This window comes from Rhabdothermincola sediminis (assembly GCF_014805525.1).
Lineage (GTDB): Bacteria > Actinomycetota > Acidimicrobiia > Acidimicrobiales > Acidimicrobilacustridaceae > Rhabdothermincola > Rhabdothermincola sediminis.
This window is the reverse complement of sequence record NZ_JACFSZ010000013.1, coordinates 78198-95613: the sequence shown is the minus strand read 5'-3', so window position 1 is coordinate 95613 and position 17416 is coordinate 78198. Positions and strand designations below refer to the sequence as shown.

Sequence of the window (17416 nt, the reverse complement as noted above, 5' to 3'; positions counted from 1 at the left end):
CGCATCGCGGGAGGCCGGAGGAGGGGCGGTGACCGTCACGGTGGGACTCGATATCGGCACCACCTCGGTCAAGGCCGTGGCGGTCGACGACGACGGCACCGTGCTGGCCCGCGCCCGGGTGGTCCACGAGGTGCGCTCCCCCGAGCCGGACCGCTTCGAGCACGACGCCGACCGGGCCTGGCGCCGCAACGTCCGAGCCGCCTACCGCAAGGTGAGCGCCGGCCTCGACGTGGCGGCAGTGAACGTCGCCGCCTTCGTCCCCTCGCTGTGCGCCGTCGACCGCCGGGGCCGGGCCCTCACCCCGGGGCTGCTCTACGGCGACGTGCGGGGCGGGCCGGTCACCGGCAAGAACCCCGCCGAGAGCGGGGAGCTGCTGCGGTTCCTCCGCTGGTGTGCCCGGCGGGCGCCTCAGGCGCACGGCTACTGGCCGGCGCAGGCGGTGGCGAACCACGCCCTGTGTGGCGTCGGGGCCATCGACGCGGTGGTGGCCATCACCACCCACCCCCTCTACGACTACACCGCGTGGGACCCGGCCGTGGCGGCCGAGGCGGGTGTGTCGGTCGAGCAGCTCCCCCGGGTGGTGGCGGGTGACGAGGCCATTGGCTCACTCGGTGGCGCGATGATGGGCCCCGGGACCGTCGACGCGTTGGCCGAACAGCTCGTGGCCGGCGCGGACCACGACGGGGACGTGCTGGTCATCCTCGGCACTACCCTCATCACCTGGGCGGTGGTGCCCGACTGGCGCGAGGTGCCCGGCCTGTGGACCGTGCCCCACACCGCGCCCGGCAAGACCCTCGTCGGTGGGCCCTCGAACGCCGGTGGGCTCTTCCTCGACTGGGCCGGCCGGCTGCTGGGCCGTCGCCGCGAACCGGCGCGGCACCCGGAGCGGGTCCCGATCTGGCTGCCCTACGTGCGGGGTGAGCGCACCCCGCTGCACGACCCGTCGCGACGGGCCTCCCTGCACGACCTGAACCTCACCCACGGCCCGGCCGAGCTGCGGCGGGCCGCGCACGAGGCATCGGGGTTCGTGGTCCGCCACCACCTGGAGCTCGCCGGGGCGCGAGCCCGGCGCATCGTGGCCACCGGTGGTGGCACCCGGGTCGAAGCGTGGGTGCAGGCCCTGGCCGATTGCACCGGCCTGCCGGTCGACATCGTGGCCGTGCCCGAGGGCGGCGCGCTCGGGGCCGCCTTCCTGGCGCGAGTGACGGCCGGGGTAGAGGAGTCCGCGACCGGCGCCGGCCGGTGGGCGAGGGTGGCCCGGCGGGTCGAGCCCCACCCGGCCTGGACCGAGGCGGCCGATCGTCGCTACCGGCGCTTCGTCGACCTGACGGAGGCGGGCCGCGGCGGCGGGTGACCGCGCCGGGACCAGCGCGCCCTACCTGTCGTCAGATCGACCCGGCCGGTCCTTCGTGGTACCCGTGGTGGAAGGCGGCCAGGATGCGGGCCAACTCCAACGGCCGGTCACCTTGCACGCTGTGGCCGGCATCCTCGACCACGATCACCTCGGTGCCGGGCTTGCGGCGCTGCAGCTCAGCCACGTCGTCGTCGTCGACCACGCTCGACAGCCCTCCCTGCACCAACAGCAGCGGACAGCCGAGCGCGGACACGGCGTCCCAGAGGTCGGCGAAGCGATGCTCGAGGTCGTCGAGGCGCTCGCCGGTGGGCAGGTCGTAGCGCCACACCCAGGTCCCGTCCTCGCGCTCGCGGGCGTTGTGCAGCACCCCCCGGCGCAGCGAGGAGCGGGAACGGGTCGGGTTGAACGCCATCGTGCGCTCGAGGATCTCGTCGAAGGACGCGAACACCTCGGGCCCGTCGAGGAACGACAGGATGGGTTCGGCCTTCTGCGCGTTCACCCCGGGAGTGATGTCGATCAGCGCCAGGCGCTCGGCCAGCTCGCCACGCTCGGCCAGCGCGGCGAGGGCGGTGAGACCGCCGAGCGACATCCCCGCCATCGTCGTCGCCCCCGGCGCGAGCTGCGCGACGGCGAACGCCACGTCCTCGGCCATCTCCTGTGGCCGGTAGCGCTTGTCGGGTCGCCAGTCGGAGTGCCCGTGTCCCGGCAGGTCGATGGCCACCAGGGGCCGGTCGAGTGCCAGCGCCACCGTGTCCCAGGTGTGCGCGTTCTGCCCCCCGCCGTGCAGTAGCACGAGCTCCGCTGGCCCTTCCCCCCACACCAGCGCGCTGATGGTGTGCCCAGTGGGAGCGCGAACGGCCGACCGGGCGACCGTGGGCGGTCGAGCTGGATCGAAGGGGAGACCGGCCTCGGCGGCGTTCTCGTGCAGCAGCCCGAACTCGTCGTAGCTCCCGGCGCTCACGTGGCCGGGCCTCCGTGCCCCCCGTGCGATGCGTCGGCTGCCACCGCCGCAGCCGCTTCATCGGCCAACCCGTACAGCTGCGCCGCGTTGCCACCGAGCACCTTGGCGGTGACCTCCGGCCCGAGCGGGGCCGCCATCGCCCGGCATGCCTCGACGGTGCCGGGGAAGTCCGAATCCCAGTGCGGGTAGTCCGACGCATAGACCCAGGCGTCGGCGCCCAGCTGCTCCACGCACACCTCGAGCAGCGGCTCCTCGGCCTCGAAGGAGAAGAACAGCTGGCCCCGCTCCAGGTGGTCCCGAGGATCGCCGGTCATCGCCGCCAGCAGCTCGGGGCGCTTCTCCTTGTGCTCGTGCATCCGGTGGAGGAAGTAGGGCACCCAGCCGATGCCCGACTCCATGAACCCCACCCGCAGCCGCGGAAGCCGGTCGAGCACCCCGCCCATGGCCAGCGCGGTGAGGGCCACCATCTGATCGACTGGGAACGACAGGCAGTGGACCTGCGCGTAGTTGGCGAACCGGCCCGCCGCGGGGAGCGGCACGTTCATGCCCGGCGCGGAGTGGATCGTGACGGCCACGTCCTCGCCAGCCGCCGCTTCGAAGAACGGCAGTAGCGCGGGATCATCGAGGTTCGCCTCGCCGAGCACCGGCGGGATGGTCACCGCCACCGCCCCCTTGCCCCGGGCCCGTCGCAGCTCGTCGATCGCACGAGGCACGTCCTGGAGCGGGACCACGGCCACCGCCTTGAGCCGCTCGGGCGCCCGTCCGCACACCTTGTCGATCAGCCAGTCGTTGTAGGCCCGGGCGACGTCGTGGGCGAAGCCGGGGTCCCGGTAGGTCGACAGCCCGATCATCAGCCCTCCGAAGAGGACCTGCACGTCGATGCCTTCCTGGTCCATGTCCGCCAGCCGCCGGTCGAGGTCCGCCGCCCCCGCGGCGCAGGCCGGGGAGGTCGCGGAGTCGATCGGCACGCCGCAGCCCGGGCCGTCCTGGACGGGGAAGAGCTTGCCGTCGATCTGGGCCACCCAGCGCCCACCGGAGCGCCCGGCCGACAGCCACCCCGGGTGGGCTGCCTCCAGCTCGGTCCAAGCCAGCGGGTCCTCGTTGACGTGCGCGTCCGCGTCGATCACCGTCACGTGCCGCCTCCCGTCAGCGATGTGACACGATTGTCAGGTTCGGAGGTTAGCTGGACCATGGCGATCCGTCTCGGGAGCATCGGGATCACCGACGAGCACCTCGCGCTGCACGATGCGGTGCACCGCTGGGTACACGCCCACTGCGACCCCTCGGTGTCGAGGGCCACCCTCGACGCGCCAGCCGAGACCATGCCCCCCTTCTGGGACGACCTGGCGGCGAGCGGGTGGCTGCGCCTGCACGTCCCCGAGGAGTTCGGAGGGGAGGGCTACGGGTTGGTCGAGCTGGCCGTGGTGCTCGAGGAGCTGGGGCGGGTGTGCGCGCCCGGCCCGGTGCTGCCCACGGTGCTCGCCTCCGCCGCGCTGGTGCTCGCCGGTGACCAGGCCCAGCAGGAGCGGTGGCTCCCTGGTCTGGCCGAGGGGTCACTCGTCGGGGCGGTGGGGCTCTCGCCGGACGCGCCCGTGCTGGGCGCCTCGCTGGCCGACGTGCTCGTGCTCCCGTCCCCGAACGGCGACGGGTGGGCGGTGGTGGCGCGGGACGCGGTCACGGTGACCCCGCGACCGAGCCTGGATGCCACTCGGCGGGTGGCGACGGTCGAGGCCGACCCGGAGCTCTTCCAGGTCCCCGAGCACCGATTGGCGAGCGGGCCCGGGCGCATCGCCATCCGCGAGCTGGCCGCGACGCTGGTGGCCGCGGAGGCAGTGGGTGGCGCGGCATGGTGCGTGGACACCGCGGCGAGCTACGCCAAGGTGCGGATCCAGTTCGGTCGGCCGATCGGGCAGTTCCAAGCGGTGAAGCATCGCTGTGCCGACATGCTGTTGCGCACCGAGCTGGCCCGCGCCGCGGCCTGGGACGCCGCCGTGGCCTGCGATGCGGCCCGTGGTGTGGCCTGCGATGTGGCCCGCGCCGGTGACCCGGCTGCCCGTGAGGAAGCCGCCATGGCCGCGGCGGTCGCTGCCGCGCTGGCGCCCGACGCGTTCTTCGCGGTGGCGAAGGACTGTATCCAGGTCCTCGGCGGCATCGGCTACACGTGGGAGCACGACGCGCACCTCTATCTGAAGCGGGCGACCGCGATGCGCCAGCTCCTGCCCGGATCGGCTGCCCGTTGCGGTGAGCTGGCCCTCGCCGGCATCCGGCGCACGCTGCGAGCCGAGCTCCCACCCGAGGCGGACGCCATCCGGGCCGAGGTGCGGTCCTTCCTCGACGAGCTGCGCACCCACGAGAAGCCGGAGTGGAACCGTCGTATCGCTGATGCCGGCTACCTCGTCCCCTACTGGCCCCGGCCCTGGGGTCGGGACGCCGGACCGGTCGAGCAGTTGGTGATCGACGAGGAGTTCGCCGCGGCGCGGGTGCATCGGCCGCACCTGCAGGTCGGCACCTGGGTGCTGCCCACCCTCATCGCCCACGGGACCCTCGAGCAGCAGGAGCGCTGGATCCGACCGACCCTGTACGGGGAGATCCTGTGGTGTCAGATGTTCAGCGAGCCGGGCGCGGGCAGCGACCTGGCGTCGCTCACCACCCGGGCTGAGCGGGTCGAGGGTGGCTGGCTGCTCACCGGGCAGAAGGTCTGGACGACCATGGCCCATCTCGCCCACTGGGGCATCTGCCTGGCCCGCACCAACCCGCGGGTCGACAAGCACGAGGGCATCACCTGCTTCATGGTCGACATGTCGTCCCCGGGTCTCGACATCCGCCCGCTGCGCGAGCTGACGGGCCAGGCCCTGTTCAACGAGGTGTTTCTGGACGAGGTCTTCGTCCCCGACGACTGCGTCGTGGGAGGGGTCGACAATGGTTGGCAGGCGGCGCGCACCACGCTGGCGAACGAACGGGTGTCGATGGGGAGTGGGTCGTCGTTCGGGCCCGGCATGGAGGCGGTGCTGGCCATGAAGGGTGCGGCGGAGCACCTCGGGGAGGTCGGTGCCCTGGTCGCCGAAGGGGAGGCGATCGCGGTGCTCGGCCTGCGCTCGACGCTGCGCGCCTTGCACGGTGCCGAGCCCGGGCCGGAGTCCAGTCTGCGCAAGTTGCTCGGGGTGGAGCACGAGCAACGGGTCCAGGAGGTGGGCCTGGCGCTACTCGGCCCCGAAGGCGCGATCGACGAGGGCGAGGCCGCGGTGTGGATCGCCGGGTTCCTCGGCAACCGGGCGCTCTCCATCGCCGGGGGTACCAGTGACGTGCAGCGCAACATCATCGCCGAGCGCCTCCTCGGCCTTCCCCGGGACCCCTGAACGTGTCGATGGCACAAGTGTCCTCGTCGTCGTCGTCGTCCTCCTCCTCTCCCCGTTCTGGCATGTCAAAAGCGTGCTCTGGCACGCGTTTGACATGCCGGTTGGGAAGGTGGGGTGGGTATCCGGTCGACCCTCGTCGGACTGGCAGGCGAAGCGCGTGCTCTGGCACGCGTTTGACATGCCGGTTGGGAAGGTGGGGTGGGTATCCGGTCGACCCTCGTCGGACTGGCAGGCGAAGCGCGTGCTCTGGCACGCGTTTGACATGCCGATTGGGAACGGGAGCGGCTCGCCTGAGAGCCCCTCGCCGAGCAGGGCGGGCCGAATAGGGTGGCAGTGTGACTGACCAGGCGTTCTCCTTCTCCTACGAGCAGCCACTGCACGAGGTGTTCCCGGCCCTCCACGAGGCCCAGAGCGCCTGGCTGGCCGAGATCGAATCGCTCAAGGCGCTCGACCGCAAGACCCACGAACTGGTGCGCATGGTCTGCAGTGTCATCCTCCGCAATCCCGGAGGCGTGCATCGCCACGCCAGGCTGGCAGCCGAGGTCGGGGCCAGCTGGGACGAGATCGCCGCCGCGATCGTGCTCACCGAGCCGGGATTCGGGATCCTGCCCGCGGTCGAGGCGTTGCCGGAAGCCCGAGCCGGGTTCGAGGAGGGGCTTCGCGCCGTGGAGTCCGAGCTCGACGACGCGGACGGCTGATCGGAGCGGACCACCTATGGCCGACAGTAAGCCCTTCCGGGTGCTCCCCCGGATCACCGAGCAGAACGAGCACTTCTGGCGCGGCGGTCGGGAAGGGGAGCTGCGCTTCCTGCGCTGCCAGCGCTGCGGCTACTGGATCCACCCGCCAGCACCAGTGTGCCCCGAGTGCCTCTCGAAGGACGTTGCCCCGGAGGCCACCTCCGGCCGGGCGGTGGTGCACACCTACACGGTCAACGAGCAGCCCTGGATCCCCACCCTCGATCCCCCGTACGTGGTGGCCATCGTCGAGCTGCCCGAGCAGGAGGGGCTTCGGCTCACCACCAACATCGTCAACTGCGATCCCTACGAGGTGCGCATCGGCATGCAGGTGCGGGTGACCTTCGAGGAGTACGACGACGTGTGGCTCCCGTTCTTCGAGCCCGCGGGCAGCGCCGGTGGTGAGGGTCGCTGAGATGGGCCCGGATCGGCTGGAGCGGCGGGCGGTCATCAGCGGCATCGGCCAGAGCCAGGTGGGTCGGCGCCTCTACCGCGACCCGCTCGACCTGACGATCGACGCCGCCCTCGAGGCCATCGCGGACGCGGGCCTCGAGCCCGCCGACATCGACGGCATCGCCACCTACCCCGGGAACCAGGACGTCCCGCCCGGTTTCTCGGGCGTCGGGGTGGTGGAGGTGCAGGACGCGCTGCGCCTCGAGCTCGACTGGTTCGCCGGTGGGCTCGAGTCCCCCGGGCAGCTCGGCTCGGTCATCAACGCCATCGCCGCGGTGGCCACCGGGCTCGCCGACCACGTGCTGTGCTTCCGCACCGTGTGGGAGGCCAGCGCCCAGGGCAGCAAGGGCCGCTCGTCGGTGACCATGGGTGCCGGGGGCACCGGGGCGGGCTACCGGGCCAGCGGCTTCATGCAGTGGACGCTGCCGTTCGGGGCGCCCTCGGCAGCGAACTGGATCGCGATGATGGCTCAGCGGCACTTCCACGAGTTCGGCACCACCCGCGAGCAGCTCGCCCAGATCGCGCTCAACGGCCGGCGCAACGCGGCCCGCAATCCGAAGGCCATCTACCGCGATCCCATGACCCTCGACGACTACCTGGGGGTGCGGATGATCTCCACCCCTCTGTGCCTGTACGACTGCGACGTGCCCGCCGACGGCAGCACGGCGGTGATCGTCTCCCGGGCCGACGCCGCGGCCGACCTCGCACATCCTCCGGCGAGGATCGAAGCGGTGGGCGCGGCCATCCACGGCCGCCCGTCCTGGGACCAGTGGGACGACCTCACCACCATGGCCCTGCGCGACGCGGCGGCGATGTTGTGGTCACGCACCGATCTCACCCCGGCGGACGTCGACGTTGCGGAGCTGTACGACGGCTTCAGCTTCATCACCTTGTGCTGGTTGGAGGCGCTGGGGTTCTGCGGCCACGGCGAGGGGGGGCCGTTCATCGAGGGTGGCGAGCGCATCGCGCTCGACGGGGAGATCCCGCTCAACACCCATGGCGGCCAGCTCTCGGCCGGCCGACTCCACGGCTACGGGTTCCTCCACGAGGCGTGCGTCCAGCTGTGGGACCGGGGCGGGGAGCGGCAGGTGGCGGGCGGGCCGGAGGTGGCGGTGGTGGGCGCGGGCGGTGGCCCGTTGGGAGGCTGCCTGCTGCTCACCCGAGATCGGTAGGGGACCGCCGAGCGGGCGCGACCGCACGAGATCGGACGAGATCGGACGAGATCGAACCAGACCGACGAGGGAGGCCAGTGTGGGTTTCTACGACGACCAGATCGTGCCCCGAGTCACCAACTTGGTGCTCGGCACCCGCCAGATCGGCAAGCTCCGCGCTCGGGCCCTTGCCGAGGTCACCGGCACGGTGGTGGAGCTGGGCTTCGGCTCGGGCACCAACCTCCCCTACTACCCGCCGCCGGTCGAGCGGGTGCTGGCCGTCGAGCCGTCGGAGGTGGGGCGCAGGCTGGCCCGCGGTCGGCTGGCCGCCTCCCGCATCCCCGTCGAGTTCGTGGGCCTCGACGGCGCGCGGATCCCCCTCGAGGACGAGTCCGTCGACAGTGCGGTGAGCACCTGGACGCTGTGCACGATCCCCGACGTGGACCGAGCGTTGGCGGAGGTGCACCGGGTGCTCAAGCCGGGAGGCCGCTTCTTCTTTCTGGAGCACGGGCTTTCGGACGACCCGACGGTGGCGCGCCGCCAGCATCGTTGGGACCGGCTCGAGCAGGCGATCGCCGGTGGTTGCCACCTCGACCGGGACATCGCGGCCATCGTGCGGGCCTCACCCCTGGAGCTCGAGCAGGTGGACACGTTCACCATCCGGGGTCCGAAGGTGCTCAGCTTCATGTACGCGGGCCGGGCGGCGAAGGCGGCCTGACGGCGGCCGGCGAGCCACCCGCTGGCCTGGCCCCCCCAGGCGAGCGTCGCCATTCCTCAGCCGATCACGATCGACGCCAGCTCGTCGAGGTGCTCCTCCGCCGTGCCCCACAGGGTCTGTAGGGTGAGGAGCCGCTTGTAGTACAGGTGCGCGTCGTGCTCCCAGGTGAACCCGATGCCGCCGAAGACCTGGATGGCGCCGGCGGCCACCCAGGCGAAGGCGTCGCTGCTGAACGCTCCGGCCATGGTGGCGGCCCGGTGCCGCTCGGCGGGCTCGGCGTGGTCGCAGGCCCAGAGCGCGTAGTACACGCCCGCCCGGCCCACCTCGACCTGCCGCAGCATGTCGGCGCACAGGTGCTGCACCGCCTGGAAGGACCCGATGGGCACCCCGAACTGGTGCCGGTGGGTCGCGTACTCGACCGCCAGCTCGAGGGCCCGTTCCGCGGCGCCCAGCCCGTCGGCGGCCAGCGCCAGCCCGACGGCGTCGACGACCGCTCCGATCGCCGCCGTGTCGTCTCGGTCGTCGTCGCCACCGACCCTGCTGGCCGGCGTGGCGTCGAGGGTGATGGTGGCGAAGGAGCGGGTGAGGTCGACCGATGGGGTGGGCTCGGCGCGCAGGTCGCTCCGCTCGACGGCGAACAGGCCGAGACCCCCGGTGGTCGCGGCGACCACGAACACCACGTCGGCGGTCGTCCCGCCGAGCACCCAGGTCTTGGTCCCGGTGACGCGCCACTGCGTCCCGTCGCGGGTCGCGGTGGTGACGGGGTGGCGCCACCGGAACCGCGGCCCCGGCTCGTCGGCGGCCAGCGCGCCCACCACCTCGCCGGATGCCAGCCCCGGCAGCCAGCGGTCGCGATCGGCCGGGGAACCCGCCGCGGTCACGGCTCGCACCGCGCCCACTGCGCTGGCGAGCACCGGCCCGGGGTGCACGGCCCGGCCCAACTCCTCCAGCGCGACCCCCATGGTGACCAGGTCCTCGCCGGCCCCGCCGTGCTCGGTGGGCACGAGCAGCCCCGTCACCCCGAGCTGGGCCAGCCCCTGCCACACCTCGTCGGTGGTCCCCCGCTGGTCGCCGAGCAGCGAGCGCACGTAGGGGCGAACCGGGGCCCGGTCGGCGAGGAACCGCCGGATGCTGGCCCGAAGCTGCTCCTGCTCTCCGGACAGCTCGAAGTCCACGGTCCGATCCTGCCACAGCTCACTGACGCTGATGTCAGGTACGGTCGGGCCCATGTCCCTCTCCCCCGACGACGTCGAACGGCTGTCGACCCCCGCCTGGGAGCGCGCCAAGCAGGCCGTCACGGCCGGTGAGCGCGACGAGGCGATCCGGCTGATCGACGCCGCGGTGGCGAGCTGGCGGAGCCTGCAGGACTACTCGATCAACTGGATCACCTCGCTGCTGTCGTTCATCGGGGAGGAACTCGGTGAGGAGGCGGTCGAGCGCGCCCTGCGGCGCACCGGTGAGGAGTACCTCCGCCCCCGGCGCTCGGGGCCCGTCGAGTGGGCGGAGCTTCCCGCCGAGGTACGGGCCCGGGCCATCGCCCGGGCCATGGTGGCGAACTTCGGCGAGGTGGGGGTCAGCGAGGACGACGAGAAGATCACCTTGTCGTTCCGGTGCGGGAGCGGTGGCCGGCTCCTCGACGAGGGACGCTACGACCAACCCGGCGGCTACCTCGTGCTCCGGGAGCGATCGGGGCGCACGTTCGGGCGCGACGAGCTCCCCGTGTACTGCGCGCACTGCTCGGTGAACAACGAGATGCAGCCCATCGAGTGGGGCCAACCACCGGTGAGTGTCGAGCACCCGCCGGCGGGCAAGGGCGAGCCGTGCGTCCACCACGTCTACCGCGACCCGCGGGCCGTCCCCGAGGAGGTCTACACGAGACTCGGCACGCGACCACCCGATCGGACAGGATGACCACCGGCACGACGAACGACGCGAGGGGTCCGACGATGCAGCTCGGGATGGTGGGATTGGGGCGGATGGGGGCCAACCTGGTCCGCCGGCTGGTCCGTGACGGGCACCGCTGCGTGGTCTACGACGTGGCCCCGGGCGTCGCGGCGCAGCTCGCGGCCGAGAACGAGGCCATCACCGCTGCCGGCTCGCTCGACGACCTCGTCGCCGGGCTGACCAGCCCCCGGGCGGTGTGGATCATGGTGCCCGCCGCCTTCGCGGGGGAGACGGTGTCGCAGCTCGCCGGGGTGATGAGCGCGGGGGACATCATCATCGACGGCGGCAACACCTACTACCGCGACGACATCGAGCGGGCCGCTGCCTGCGCGCAGGCCGGCATCCACTACGTCGACGTGGGCACCAGCGGCGGGGTGTGGGGGCTCGATCGGGGCTACTGCCTGATGATCGGGGGTGAGCAGGAGGTGGTCGAGCACCTCGACCCGATCTTCCGCTCGATCGCTCCCGGAGTGGAGGCGGCGGCGCGAACCCCCGGTCGCCGCGGTGACCCGTCACCGGCAGAGATGGGCTACCTGCACTGCGGCCCGTCGGGCGCGGGGCACTTCGTGAAGATGGTGCACAACGGCATCGAGTACGGCCTCATGGCCGCGTACGCGGAAGGGCTCAACATCATCCGGCACGCGGGGGTCGGCCTGCACCCCCAGGAGGCCGACGCCGAGACCTTCCCGCTGCGCGATCCGCAGTACTACCGGTTCGAGATCGACGTCGCCGAGGTGGCCGAGCTGTGGCGGCGGGGCAGCGTGGTGGCGTCGTGGTTGCTCGACCTGACCGCCATCGCGCTGCACGAGGATCCCGACCTCGGTGGGTTCGAGGGCCGGGTGTCGGACTCGGGCGAGGGGCGCTGGACGGTGCTCGCGGCCATCGACGAAGGCGTGCCGGCCCACGTGCTGTCCGCGGCCCTGTTCGAGCGCTTCGAGTCCCGGGGCGCCGCCGACTTCGCCGACCGGGTCCTCTCGGCGATGCGCAAGCAGTTCGGCGGGCACGACGAGAAACCCGCTGGGGCGAACGCCGGGAAGAACCCCTAGCGGTGGCCGCGCCACGGGCCCGGGTGCGGACGTTCCGTGGCTGGCCCGCGGTCACCCTGGCCGCCGGGGATCTCGAGGCCACCTTCCTGCCGGGCCTCGGCATGCTCGGGGCCTCGCTGCGACATCGGGGCCGGGAGCACCTCAGCCTCCACGGCGGCCTGGCTACGTACGCCGAGGGGCACACCACCGGTCTGCCGCTGCTGGCCCCCTGGGCCAATCGCCTGTCCGGCTTCGAGTACCGGATCGGTCGCCGGGTGGTGCGGTTCGGGGCGGGCACGCCCGGGGTGGCGCTCGATCCGAACGGCCTGCCCATCCACGGCACCGTGTCGGCCCGCCCGTGGGAGCTGGTCGAGCTGTCGGCCTCGGCCGGGGCTGCGGCGCTCGCCGCTCGTTTCCCGTTCGGTGACCACCAGGACCTGCTCCGCTCCTTCCCGTTCCCCCACGACCTGCGCATCGACGCGCTCGTCACCCGGGAGCGGCTGCGGGTCACCACCTCGGTGGTGCCCACCGGACGGCGGGCGGTGCCGGTGTCGTTCGGCTGGCACCCCTACATCCGCCTACCGGGGGTGCCCCGCCGTGAGCTGGTGGTGCACCTGCCGGCCCGCCGGCACCTGGAGCTCGACGAGCGCCTGCTGCCCACCGGGCGCGCCAGGCGGGAGCCGGCTGAGGACATCGCCCTGGTCGACCGCACCTTCGACGACGGTTACCGGCTGGGGAGGGAACGGGTGCTAGCCCTCTCGGGTCGAGGGCAGCGCGTGGAGCTGCGCCTCGACCGGGGCTACCCGTTCGCGCAGGTCTACGCCCCGCGCGGCAAGCCCTACGTGGCCCTCGAACCGATGACCGCGCCCACCAACGCGCTCATCACCGGCGACCACCCGACCGTGCCGGTCGGCGGCTGCTTCTCGGCGACCTTCGACGTGGTGGTGGGCGGGGAGGTGCGCCCGTAGCCTCGGGGGCATGGCTGTCGACGAGGAACTGCTCAACCGGGTGACCTGGAAGATCCCCAACGCGCTGGCCCTCGTGGGCTCCCGGGCCGGCGATCGGCGCAACGCCATGACCACGAGCTGGATCACCCAGCTCTCGATGGAGCCGGTGCTGATCGGCATCGGGGTGGACAACACCGCGGTGACCCACCAGTTGATCAGCGAAGGTGGCGCGTTCACCGTGAACCTCTGGGATGCCGAGGACACCAAGGTGTTCGTCAAGTTCTCCAAGCCCGCCGAGGACGACGGGGCCACGCTCAACGGGCGGCCGGTGCGCACCGCCACCACCGGCGCGCCGGTGTTCGAGGAAGCCATCGCCTGGATGGACTGCTCGGTCCGCCAGGCGATCGACCTCGGCACCCACACGTTGTTCATCGGTGAGGTGGTCGATGCGGCGATCAACCGCGACGGCGTGCGAGCCGCGGCGATGAGCGACACCCGGATGAAGTACGGCGGCGTCAAGCGCCACTGAGACCGGGACGTGGCTCTGGCACAATCCGGCCATGCCCATCACCGAGTCTCCTGCTTGGCGCGCCCTGCAGGCGCACGTCGAGCACGTCGCCAGCCTGCACCTGCGTGATCTGTTCGCATCCGACCCCCGCCGGGGGGAGACGATGTGCCTCGAGGTCGGTGACCTCTACCTCGACTACTCGAAGAACCGGGTGACCGCGGAGACGCTGCGCCTGCTGGCTGACCTGGCCCGAGCGGCTGGGGTCGAGAAGCTCCGTGACGCCATGTTCGCCGGGGAGAAGATCAACGTCACCGAGCATCGGGCCGTGCTCCACGTGGCCCTGCGGGCACCGGCCGGTTCGGTGATCGAGGTTGACGAGGTGAACGTGGTGCCTGAGGTGCACCGGGTGCTCGCCGAGATGCGGGCCTTCGCCGAGCGGGTCCGCAGCGGCGAGTGGACAGGGCACACCGGCAAGCGCATCCGCACGGTGGTGAACATCGGCATCGGTGGCAGCGACCTCGGGCCGCACATGGCCTACGACGCGCTGGTCGACTTCAGTGACCGGTCCATCGAGTGCCGGTTCGTGAGCAACGTCGATGGCAACGAGTTCTGGGAGCTCACCTACGACCTCGACCCTGAGGAGACGCTGTTCATCATCTCCTCCAAGACCTTCACCACCCTCGAGACCATGACCAACGCCCACACCGCGCGGCGCTGGGTGCTCGAGGCGCTGGGCGGGGACGAGCGCGGCGTGGGCCGCCACTTCGTGGCCGTGTCGACCAACACGGAAGCTGTGGCCGCGTTCGGCATCGACCCGGCCAACATGTTCGAGTTCTGGGACTGGGTCGGTGGCCGGTACAGCTACGACTCGGCGATCGGTCTGTCGCTGATGATCGCCATCGGGCCGGACCGCTTCGAGGAGATGCTGCGCGGCTTCCGTCTGATGGACGACCACTTCCGCCACGCCCCGATCGAGCAGAACATGCCGATCCTGCTCGGGCTGCTCGGGATCTGGTACGGCGACTTCCTCGGAGCGGAGACCCTCGCCGTGCTGCCCTACAGCCACTACCTCGGCCGCCTTACCCCGTATCTGCAGCAGCTGGCCATGGAGAGCAACGGCAAGTCCGTCGACCGCGAGGGGCGACCGGTGGGGATGCAGACGGGCGAGATCGTCTGGGGACAACCCGGTACCAACGGCCAGCACGCCTTTTACCAGCTCATCCACCAGGGCACGAAGCTCATCCCCTGCGACTTCATCGGGTTCGCCCGCTCCCGCCACGAGCTCGGGAACCACCAGGACGTGTTCATGGCCAACTTCTTCGCCCAGCCGGAAGCGCTGGCATTCGGCAAGACCGCCGAGGAGGTGGCCGCCGAGGGCGTCCCGCCCGAGGAGGTGCCCCACCGCACCTTCCCTGGCAACCGCCCCTCCAACTCGATCCTCATCTCGGAGCTGTCGCCGTTCACCCTGGGTCAGCTCATCGCCCTGTACGAGCACAAGACCTTCACCCAGGGCGCCATCTGGAACATCAACAGCTTCGATCAGTGGGGGGTCGAGCTGGGCAAGAAGCTGGCGCAGGACATCATCCCCGAGCTCGACGCGGCCACCGAGCCCGACCTGGGCCACGACAGCTCGACCAACGCTCTCATCCGCCGGTACCGGCGGTTGCGTGCCGGCCGGTAGCCCGGGAAGCGCTACTCGCCGAACTCCACCGTCCGGTAGCGGAAGATCCGCAGGTCAGGTGGCCACTCACCGGGTCGCAGTCCCGCCTTGTCCCAGAGCAGGTCGAGAAACCGGCCCTGGTGCGGGATCTGCTCCCACACCGAGGGCAGGAAGGTGCCCCGCCGGTGGCCGGCGGTGACGAGCAGCCCGTCGACGCCGGGTCGCAGCTGCTCGGCGAGCGCCTGGGGGTCGGCGGCGTCCATCGCCTCGAGGCCACCGAGGACGCTCACCTTGACCGTCATCTGGTGGTAGTCGTCGCGGGTCACCGGAGGCAGGCGGGGGTCGCCGAACGCCGCCCCGTAGGCGTTGTGGGCCACGTCCGCCAGCAGCGGGCGCACCGGTTCGATGGTGCCGATGCAGCCGAGCAGGCGCTCCTCGCGCCGGAGGGTGACGAACGAGGCCCCCAGGGCGCGCAGCGGCGGGGAGCCGCCGTAGCCGGCTGGCGCCACGAGCCGGCGGTGCTGGAGGCCCGCGTGGATGGACGCTCGGGCCGTGTCCAGCAGCGCCCGCCGCTCCTGCTCGGACAGCTCGGGTGGTGCGGTCATGACCACCCGACTGCGAAGGCGCCGTAGCCGACCACCCGGTCGCGGGGGCCCGCGGTGTCGCCGCTGTTGCGCAGGTCCAGCAACGCCACGTCCAGGCCACGCCGGCCGGCGAGGCCGAGCAGGCCCGCCAGGGGATACGCGCCGCACGCGTCGTACGGGCCGATGGCGTGGAGATCCTTGCGCACCACCGCCGCCGCGGTGCGTGCGTCGTGCACCTGCGCGCGCTCGTAGGGCTCGTAGTGGCTCAGGTCGGTGCTGAGCACCAGGAGCGTCTCGTCGTCCCAGAGGGCGTCGAGGACGGCGGCGATGGCCGCGGGCTCGGCGTGACCCACGACGAGTGGCAGCGCGGACCAGCCCTCGGGGCCGAGGACCGTCTGGAGGAAGGGGAGCTGCACCTCGAGCGAGTGCTCCGCGGCGTGCGGCCGGTCGTCGACGCTCACCTCCGGATGCTCGCGAGCGATCGCCCGGAGTTGCTCGTCGACGGGGACCGGGCCGAGGGGGGTGAGGAAGGTCGACGACCGGGGCACGGCCACGCCCCGGAGCGGTACCCGGTGCGACGGGCCGGCGATCACCACCCGGCTGACCGCGCGGCGTCGGCCCCGGAGCAGGGCGTAGGCGCTGGCCGCGACCGGCCCGGAGTAGACGTAGCCGGCATGAGGCACGATGATCCCGGCGGGTGATCCGGTGGCCGGGGTGCGGTGCTGCACCGCCGCGAGCTGCTCGTCGACCAGGGCGGCGAGGGATCGGGCGTCGGCCGGATAGAACGAGCCCGCGACCGCCGGTGGGCGCACGCCGGTGGCGTTCATCGGCCACTCCGATCGGCCAGCCGCACCGGCACCCGCTTGGCGCCCCACTCCCCGGGTGGGCCGTCGAACCGCCCGGCGACGGTGGCGCCGCAGGCCTGGCAGCGGCCGTCACCGGTCAGGTGGTACTCGTTGATCACGTACCAGTCGCGCTCCACACAGAGCGCCCCGCAGGACGGGCACCGGGTGGTGCCGCCCTCAGGATCGTGCACGTTGCCCGTGTACACGTAGCGCAAGCCGTTGCCGAGCGCGATGGACCGGGCCCGGCGCAGGGTCTCGGGCGGGGTGGGTGGGACGTCGAGCATCTTGAAATCGGGGTGGAACGCACTGAAGTGCAACGGCACGTCGGGTCCCAGCCGCTCCGCGATCCAGCGGGTCATCCGATCGAGTTCCGCGTCGGTGTCGTTGTGACCGGGGATGAGCAGGGTGGTGATCTCCAACCAGACGTCGGTCTCGTGGTGCAGGTATTCGAGCGTGTCGAGCACCGGCTGCAGATCACCCATCGCCACGTGCCGGTAGAACTCCTGGGTGAACGCCTTCAGGTCGATGTTGGCGGCGTCCATGTGCCCGAAGAGCTCCCGCCGGGGACCGTCGCAGACGTAGCCCGCCGACACCGCCACCGCCTGGACGCCCACCGCGTGGCACGCCTCGGCCACGTCGACCGCGTACTCGAGGAAGATCACCGGGTCGTTGTAGGTGAACGCCACGCTGCGGGCGCCCAGCTCGAGCGCCGCCTGCGCGATGGCCTCGGGATCGGCGCGGTCGGAGAGGCGAGCCACCTCCTTCGACTTCGAGATGTCCCAGTTCTGGCAGAACCGGCAGGCCAGGTTGCAGCCCGCGGTGCCGAAGGAGAGCACGGAGGTGCCGGGCAGGAAGTGGTTGAGCGGCTTCTTCTCGATCGGGTCGAGGCAGTAGCCGCTGGAGCGGCCCCAGGTGGTGAGCACGACCTGGTCGGCGACCCGGCCGCGCACGAAGCACACCCCCCGCTGGCCCTCACGCAGCTTGCAGGCTCGGGGGCACACGTCACACTGGATGCGACCGTCGTCGAGGCGGTGCCACCAGCGGGTGGGGATCGTGTACGGGTCGGTCAGCGAGATGTCGGCCGCCATCACGTTCAGGGTAGGGAGTCGCCGGCTGGATGCACCCGGATGCAAGGCTTCCCGGCGCTGTCCGGTCGGTCTCCTGCCAACGGATCCG

General features: G+C 71.9%; 17 protein-coding genes. 11 read left to right on the top strand and 6 right to left on the bottom strand.

Features of this window, described 5'->3' with window-relative positions:
* The first annotated feature begins 28 nt into the window (after positions 1-28).
* Complete coding sequence (locus HZF19_RS17180) at positions 29-1354, top strand: xylulokinase (protein WP_208028985.1); 1326 nt, start codon at positions 29-31, stop codon at positions 1352-1354.
* A gap of 31 nt (positions 1355-1385) precedes the next feature.
* Here HZF19_RS17180 and HZF19_RS11795 read toward each other — a convergent pair whose 3' ends face one another.
* On the bottom strand, positions 1386-2315 hold the full coding sequence (locus HZF19_RS11795) for an alpha/beta fold hydrolase (protein ID WP_208028984.1): 930 nt from the start codon (positions 2313-2315) through the stop codon (positions 1386-1388).
* On the bottom strand, positions 2312-3448 hold the full coding sequence (locus tag HZF19_RS11790; RefSeq protein ID WP_208028983.1) for an amidohydrolase family protein: 1137 nt from the start codon (positions 3446-3448) through the stop codon (positions 2312-2314). Before HZF19_RS11790 ends, HZF19_RS11795 begins: the two co-directional genes overlap by 4 nt.
* Before the next feature lie 57 nt (positions 3449-3505).
* Between HZF19_RS11790 and HZF19_RS11785 the strand changes: the two genes are divergently transcribed.
* From HZF19_RS11785 to HZF19_RS11765, 5 genes are all read left to right on the top strand, one after another.
* Positions 3506-5671, top strand: a complete 2166-nt coding sequence (locus HZF19_RS11785; protein ID WP_208028982.1) for an acyl-CoA dehydrogenase family protein — start codon at positions 3506-3508, stop codon at positions 5669-5671.
* Positions 5672-6006: 335 nt separating this feature from the next.
* A complete protein-coding gene (locus HZF19_RS16435) occupies positions 6007-6369 on the top strand; it encodes a carboxymuconolactone decarboxylase family protein (RefSeq protein ID WP_208028981.1) in 363 nt (120 codons plus the stop codon).
* 16 nt (positions 6370-6385) lie between these two features.
* Positions 6386-6820: a Zn-ribbon domain-containing OB-fold protein gene (locus tag HZF19_RS11775; protein WP_208028980.1), complete on the top strand. Its 435-nt coding sequence runs from the start codon at positions 6386-6388 to the stop codon at positions 6818-6820.
* A gap of 1 nt (position 6821) precedes the next feature.
* Positions 6822-8030: a thiolase family protein gene (locus HZF19_RS17175; RefSeq protein ID WP_372443459.1), complete on the top strand. Its 1209-nt coding sequence runs from the start codon at positions 6822-6824 to the stop codon at positions 8028-8030.
* 79 nt (positions 8031-8109) lie between these two features.
* Entirely contained in the window at positions 8110-8727 is a 618-nt protein-coding gene (locus HZF19_RS11765) for a class I SAM-dependent methyltransferase (RefSeq protein ID WP_208028978.1), read from the top strand.
* 56 nt (positions 8728-8783) lie between these two features.
* On the opposite strand, the gene HZF19_RS11760 is transcribed toward HZF19_RS11765, so the two are convergent.
* Positions 8784-9956 (bottom strand): acyl-CoA dehydrogenase family protein, encoded by a 1173-nt coding sequence (locus tag HZF19_RS11760; protein WP_208028977.1) that lies wholly within the window; start codon positions 9954-9956, stop codon positions 8784-8786.
* Here HZF19_RS11760 and HZF19_RS11755 point away from each other — a divergent pair.
* The 5 genes from HZF19_RS11755 to pgi are packed head-to-tail and all read left to right on the top strand — an operon-like array spanning position 9955 to position 14832.
* Complete coding sequence (locus tag HZF19_RS11755) at positions 9955-10638, top strand: hypothetical protein (protein ID WP_208028976.1); 684 nt, start codon at positions 9955-9957, stop codon at positions 10636-10638. The genes HZF19_RS11760 and HZF19_RS11755 overlap by 2 nt on opposite strands.
* Before the next feature lie 35 nt (positions 10639-10673).
* Positions 10674-11717 carry a phosphogluconate dehydrogenase (NAD(+)-dependent, decarboxylating) gene (gene gnd, locus HZF19_RS11750; RefSeq protein ID WP_208029009.1) on the top strand — a complete coding sequence of 348 codons (1044 nt, stop codon included), beginning with the start codon at positions 10674-10676 and terminating at the stop codon, positions 11715-11717.
* 2 nt (positions 11718-11719) lie between these two features.
* Positions 11720-12664 carry an aldose 1-epimerase gene (locus tag HZF19_RS11745; RefSeq protein WP_208028975.1) on the top strand — a complete coding sequence of 315 codons (945 nt, stop codon included), beginning with the start codon at positions 11720-11722 and terminating at the stop codon, positions 12662-12664.
* Positions 12665-12674: 10 nt separating this feature from the next.
* Positions 12675-13172 carry a flavin reductase family protein gene (locus tag HZF19_RS11740; RefSeq protein ID WP_208028974.1) on the top strand — a complete coding sequence of 166 codons (498 nt, stop codon included), beginning with the start codon at positions 12675-12677 and terminating at the stop codon, positions 13170-13172.
* Between the two features lie 31 nt (positions 13173-13203).
* On the top strand, positions 13204-14832 hold the full coding sequence (pgi, locus tag HZF19_RS11735) for a glucose-6-phosphate isomerase (protein ID WP_208028973.1): 1629 nt from the start codon (positions 13204-13206) through the stop codon (positions 14830-14832).
* Between the two features lie 11 nt (positions 14833-14843).
* Here the strand turns inward: pgi and amrA are convergent, their stop codons facing one another.
* Genes amrA through amrS form a run of 3 tightly spaced genes read right to left on the bottom strand, consistent with a single transcriptional unit; the run spans position 14844 to position 17328 of the window.
* Complete coding sequence (gene amrA, locus HZF19_RS11730) at positions 14844-15416, bottom strand: AmmeMemoRadiSam system protein A (RefSeq protein ID WP_208028972.1); 573 nt, start codon at positions 15414-15416, stop codon at positions 14844-14846.
* Entirely contained in the window at positions 15413-16222 is an 810-nt protein-coding gene (amrB, locus tag HZF19_RS11725; protein ID WP_208028971.1) for an AmmeMemoRadiSam system protein B, read from the bottom strand. The genes amrA and amrB overlap by 4 nt, the downstream gene beginning before the upstream one ends.
* Complete coding sequence (amrS, locus tag HZF19_RS11720; protein ID WP_208028970.1) at positions 16219-17328, bottom strand: AmmeMemoRadiSam system radical SAM enzyme; 1110 nt, start codon at positions 17326-17328, stop codon at positions 16219-16221. Before amrS ends, amrB begins: the two co-directional genes overlap by 4 nt.
* Between the last annotated feature and the right edge of the window lie 88 nt (positions 17329-17416).

Coding starts and splice junctions, on each gene's coding strand:
- HZF19_RS11785 (WP_208028982.1), top strand. CDS start 3,506: ATGGCGATCCGTCTCGGGAGCATCGGGATCACCGACGAGCACCTCGCG.
- HZF19_RS11775 (WP_208028980.1), top strand. CDS start 6,386: ATGGCCGACAGTAAGCCCTTCCGGGTGCTCCCCCGGATCACCGAGCAG.
- HZF19_RS17175 (WP_372443459.1), top strand. CDS start 6,822: ATGGGCCCGGATCGGCTGGAGCGGCGGGCGGTCATCAGCGGCATCGGC.
- HZF19_RS11755 (WP_208028976.1), top strand. CDS start 9,955: ATGTCCCTCTCCCCCGACGACGTCGAACGGCTGTCGACCCCCGCCTGG.
- HZF19_RS11760 (WP_208028977.1), bottom strand. CDS start 9,956: ATGGGCCCGACCGTACCTGACATCAGCGTCAGTGAGCTGTGGCAGGAT.
- gnd (WP_208029009.1), top strand. CDS start 10,674: ATGCAGCTCGGGATGGTGGGATTGGGGCGGATGGGGGCCAACCTGGTC.
- HZF19_RS11740 (WP_208028974.1), top strand. CDS start 12,675: ATGGCTGTCGACGAGGAACTGCTCAACCGGGTGACCTGGAAGATCCCC.
- pgi (WP_208028973.1), top strand. CDS start 13,204: ATGCCCATCACCGAGTCTCCTGCTTGGCGCGCCCTGCAGGCGCACGTC.
- amrA (WP_208028972.1), bottom strand. CDS start 15,416: ATGACCGCACCACCCGAGCTGTCCGAGCAGGAGCGGCGGGCGCTGCTG.
- amrB (WP_208028971.1), bottom strand. CDS start 16,222: ATGAACGCCACCGGCGTGCGCCCACCGGCGGTCGCGGGCTCGTTCTAT.
- amrS (WP_208028970.1), bottom strand. CDS start 17,328: ATGGCGGCCGACATCTCGCTGACCGACCCGTACACGATCCCCACCCGC.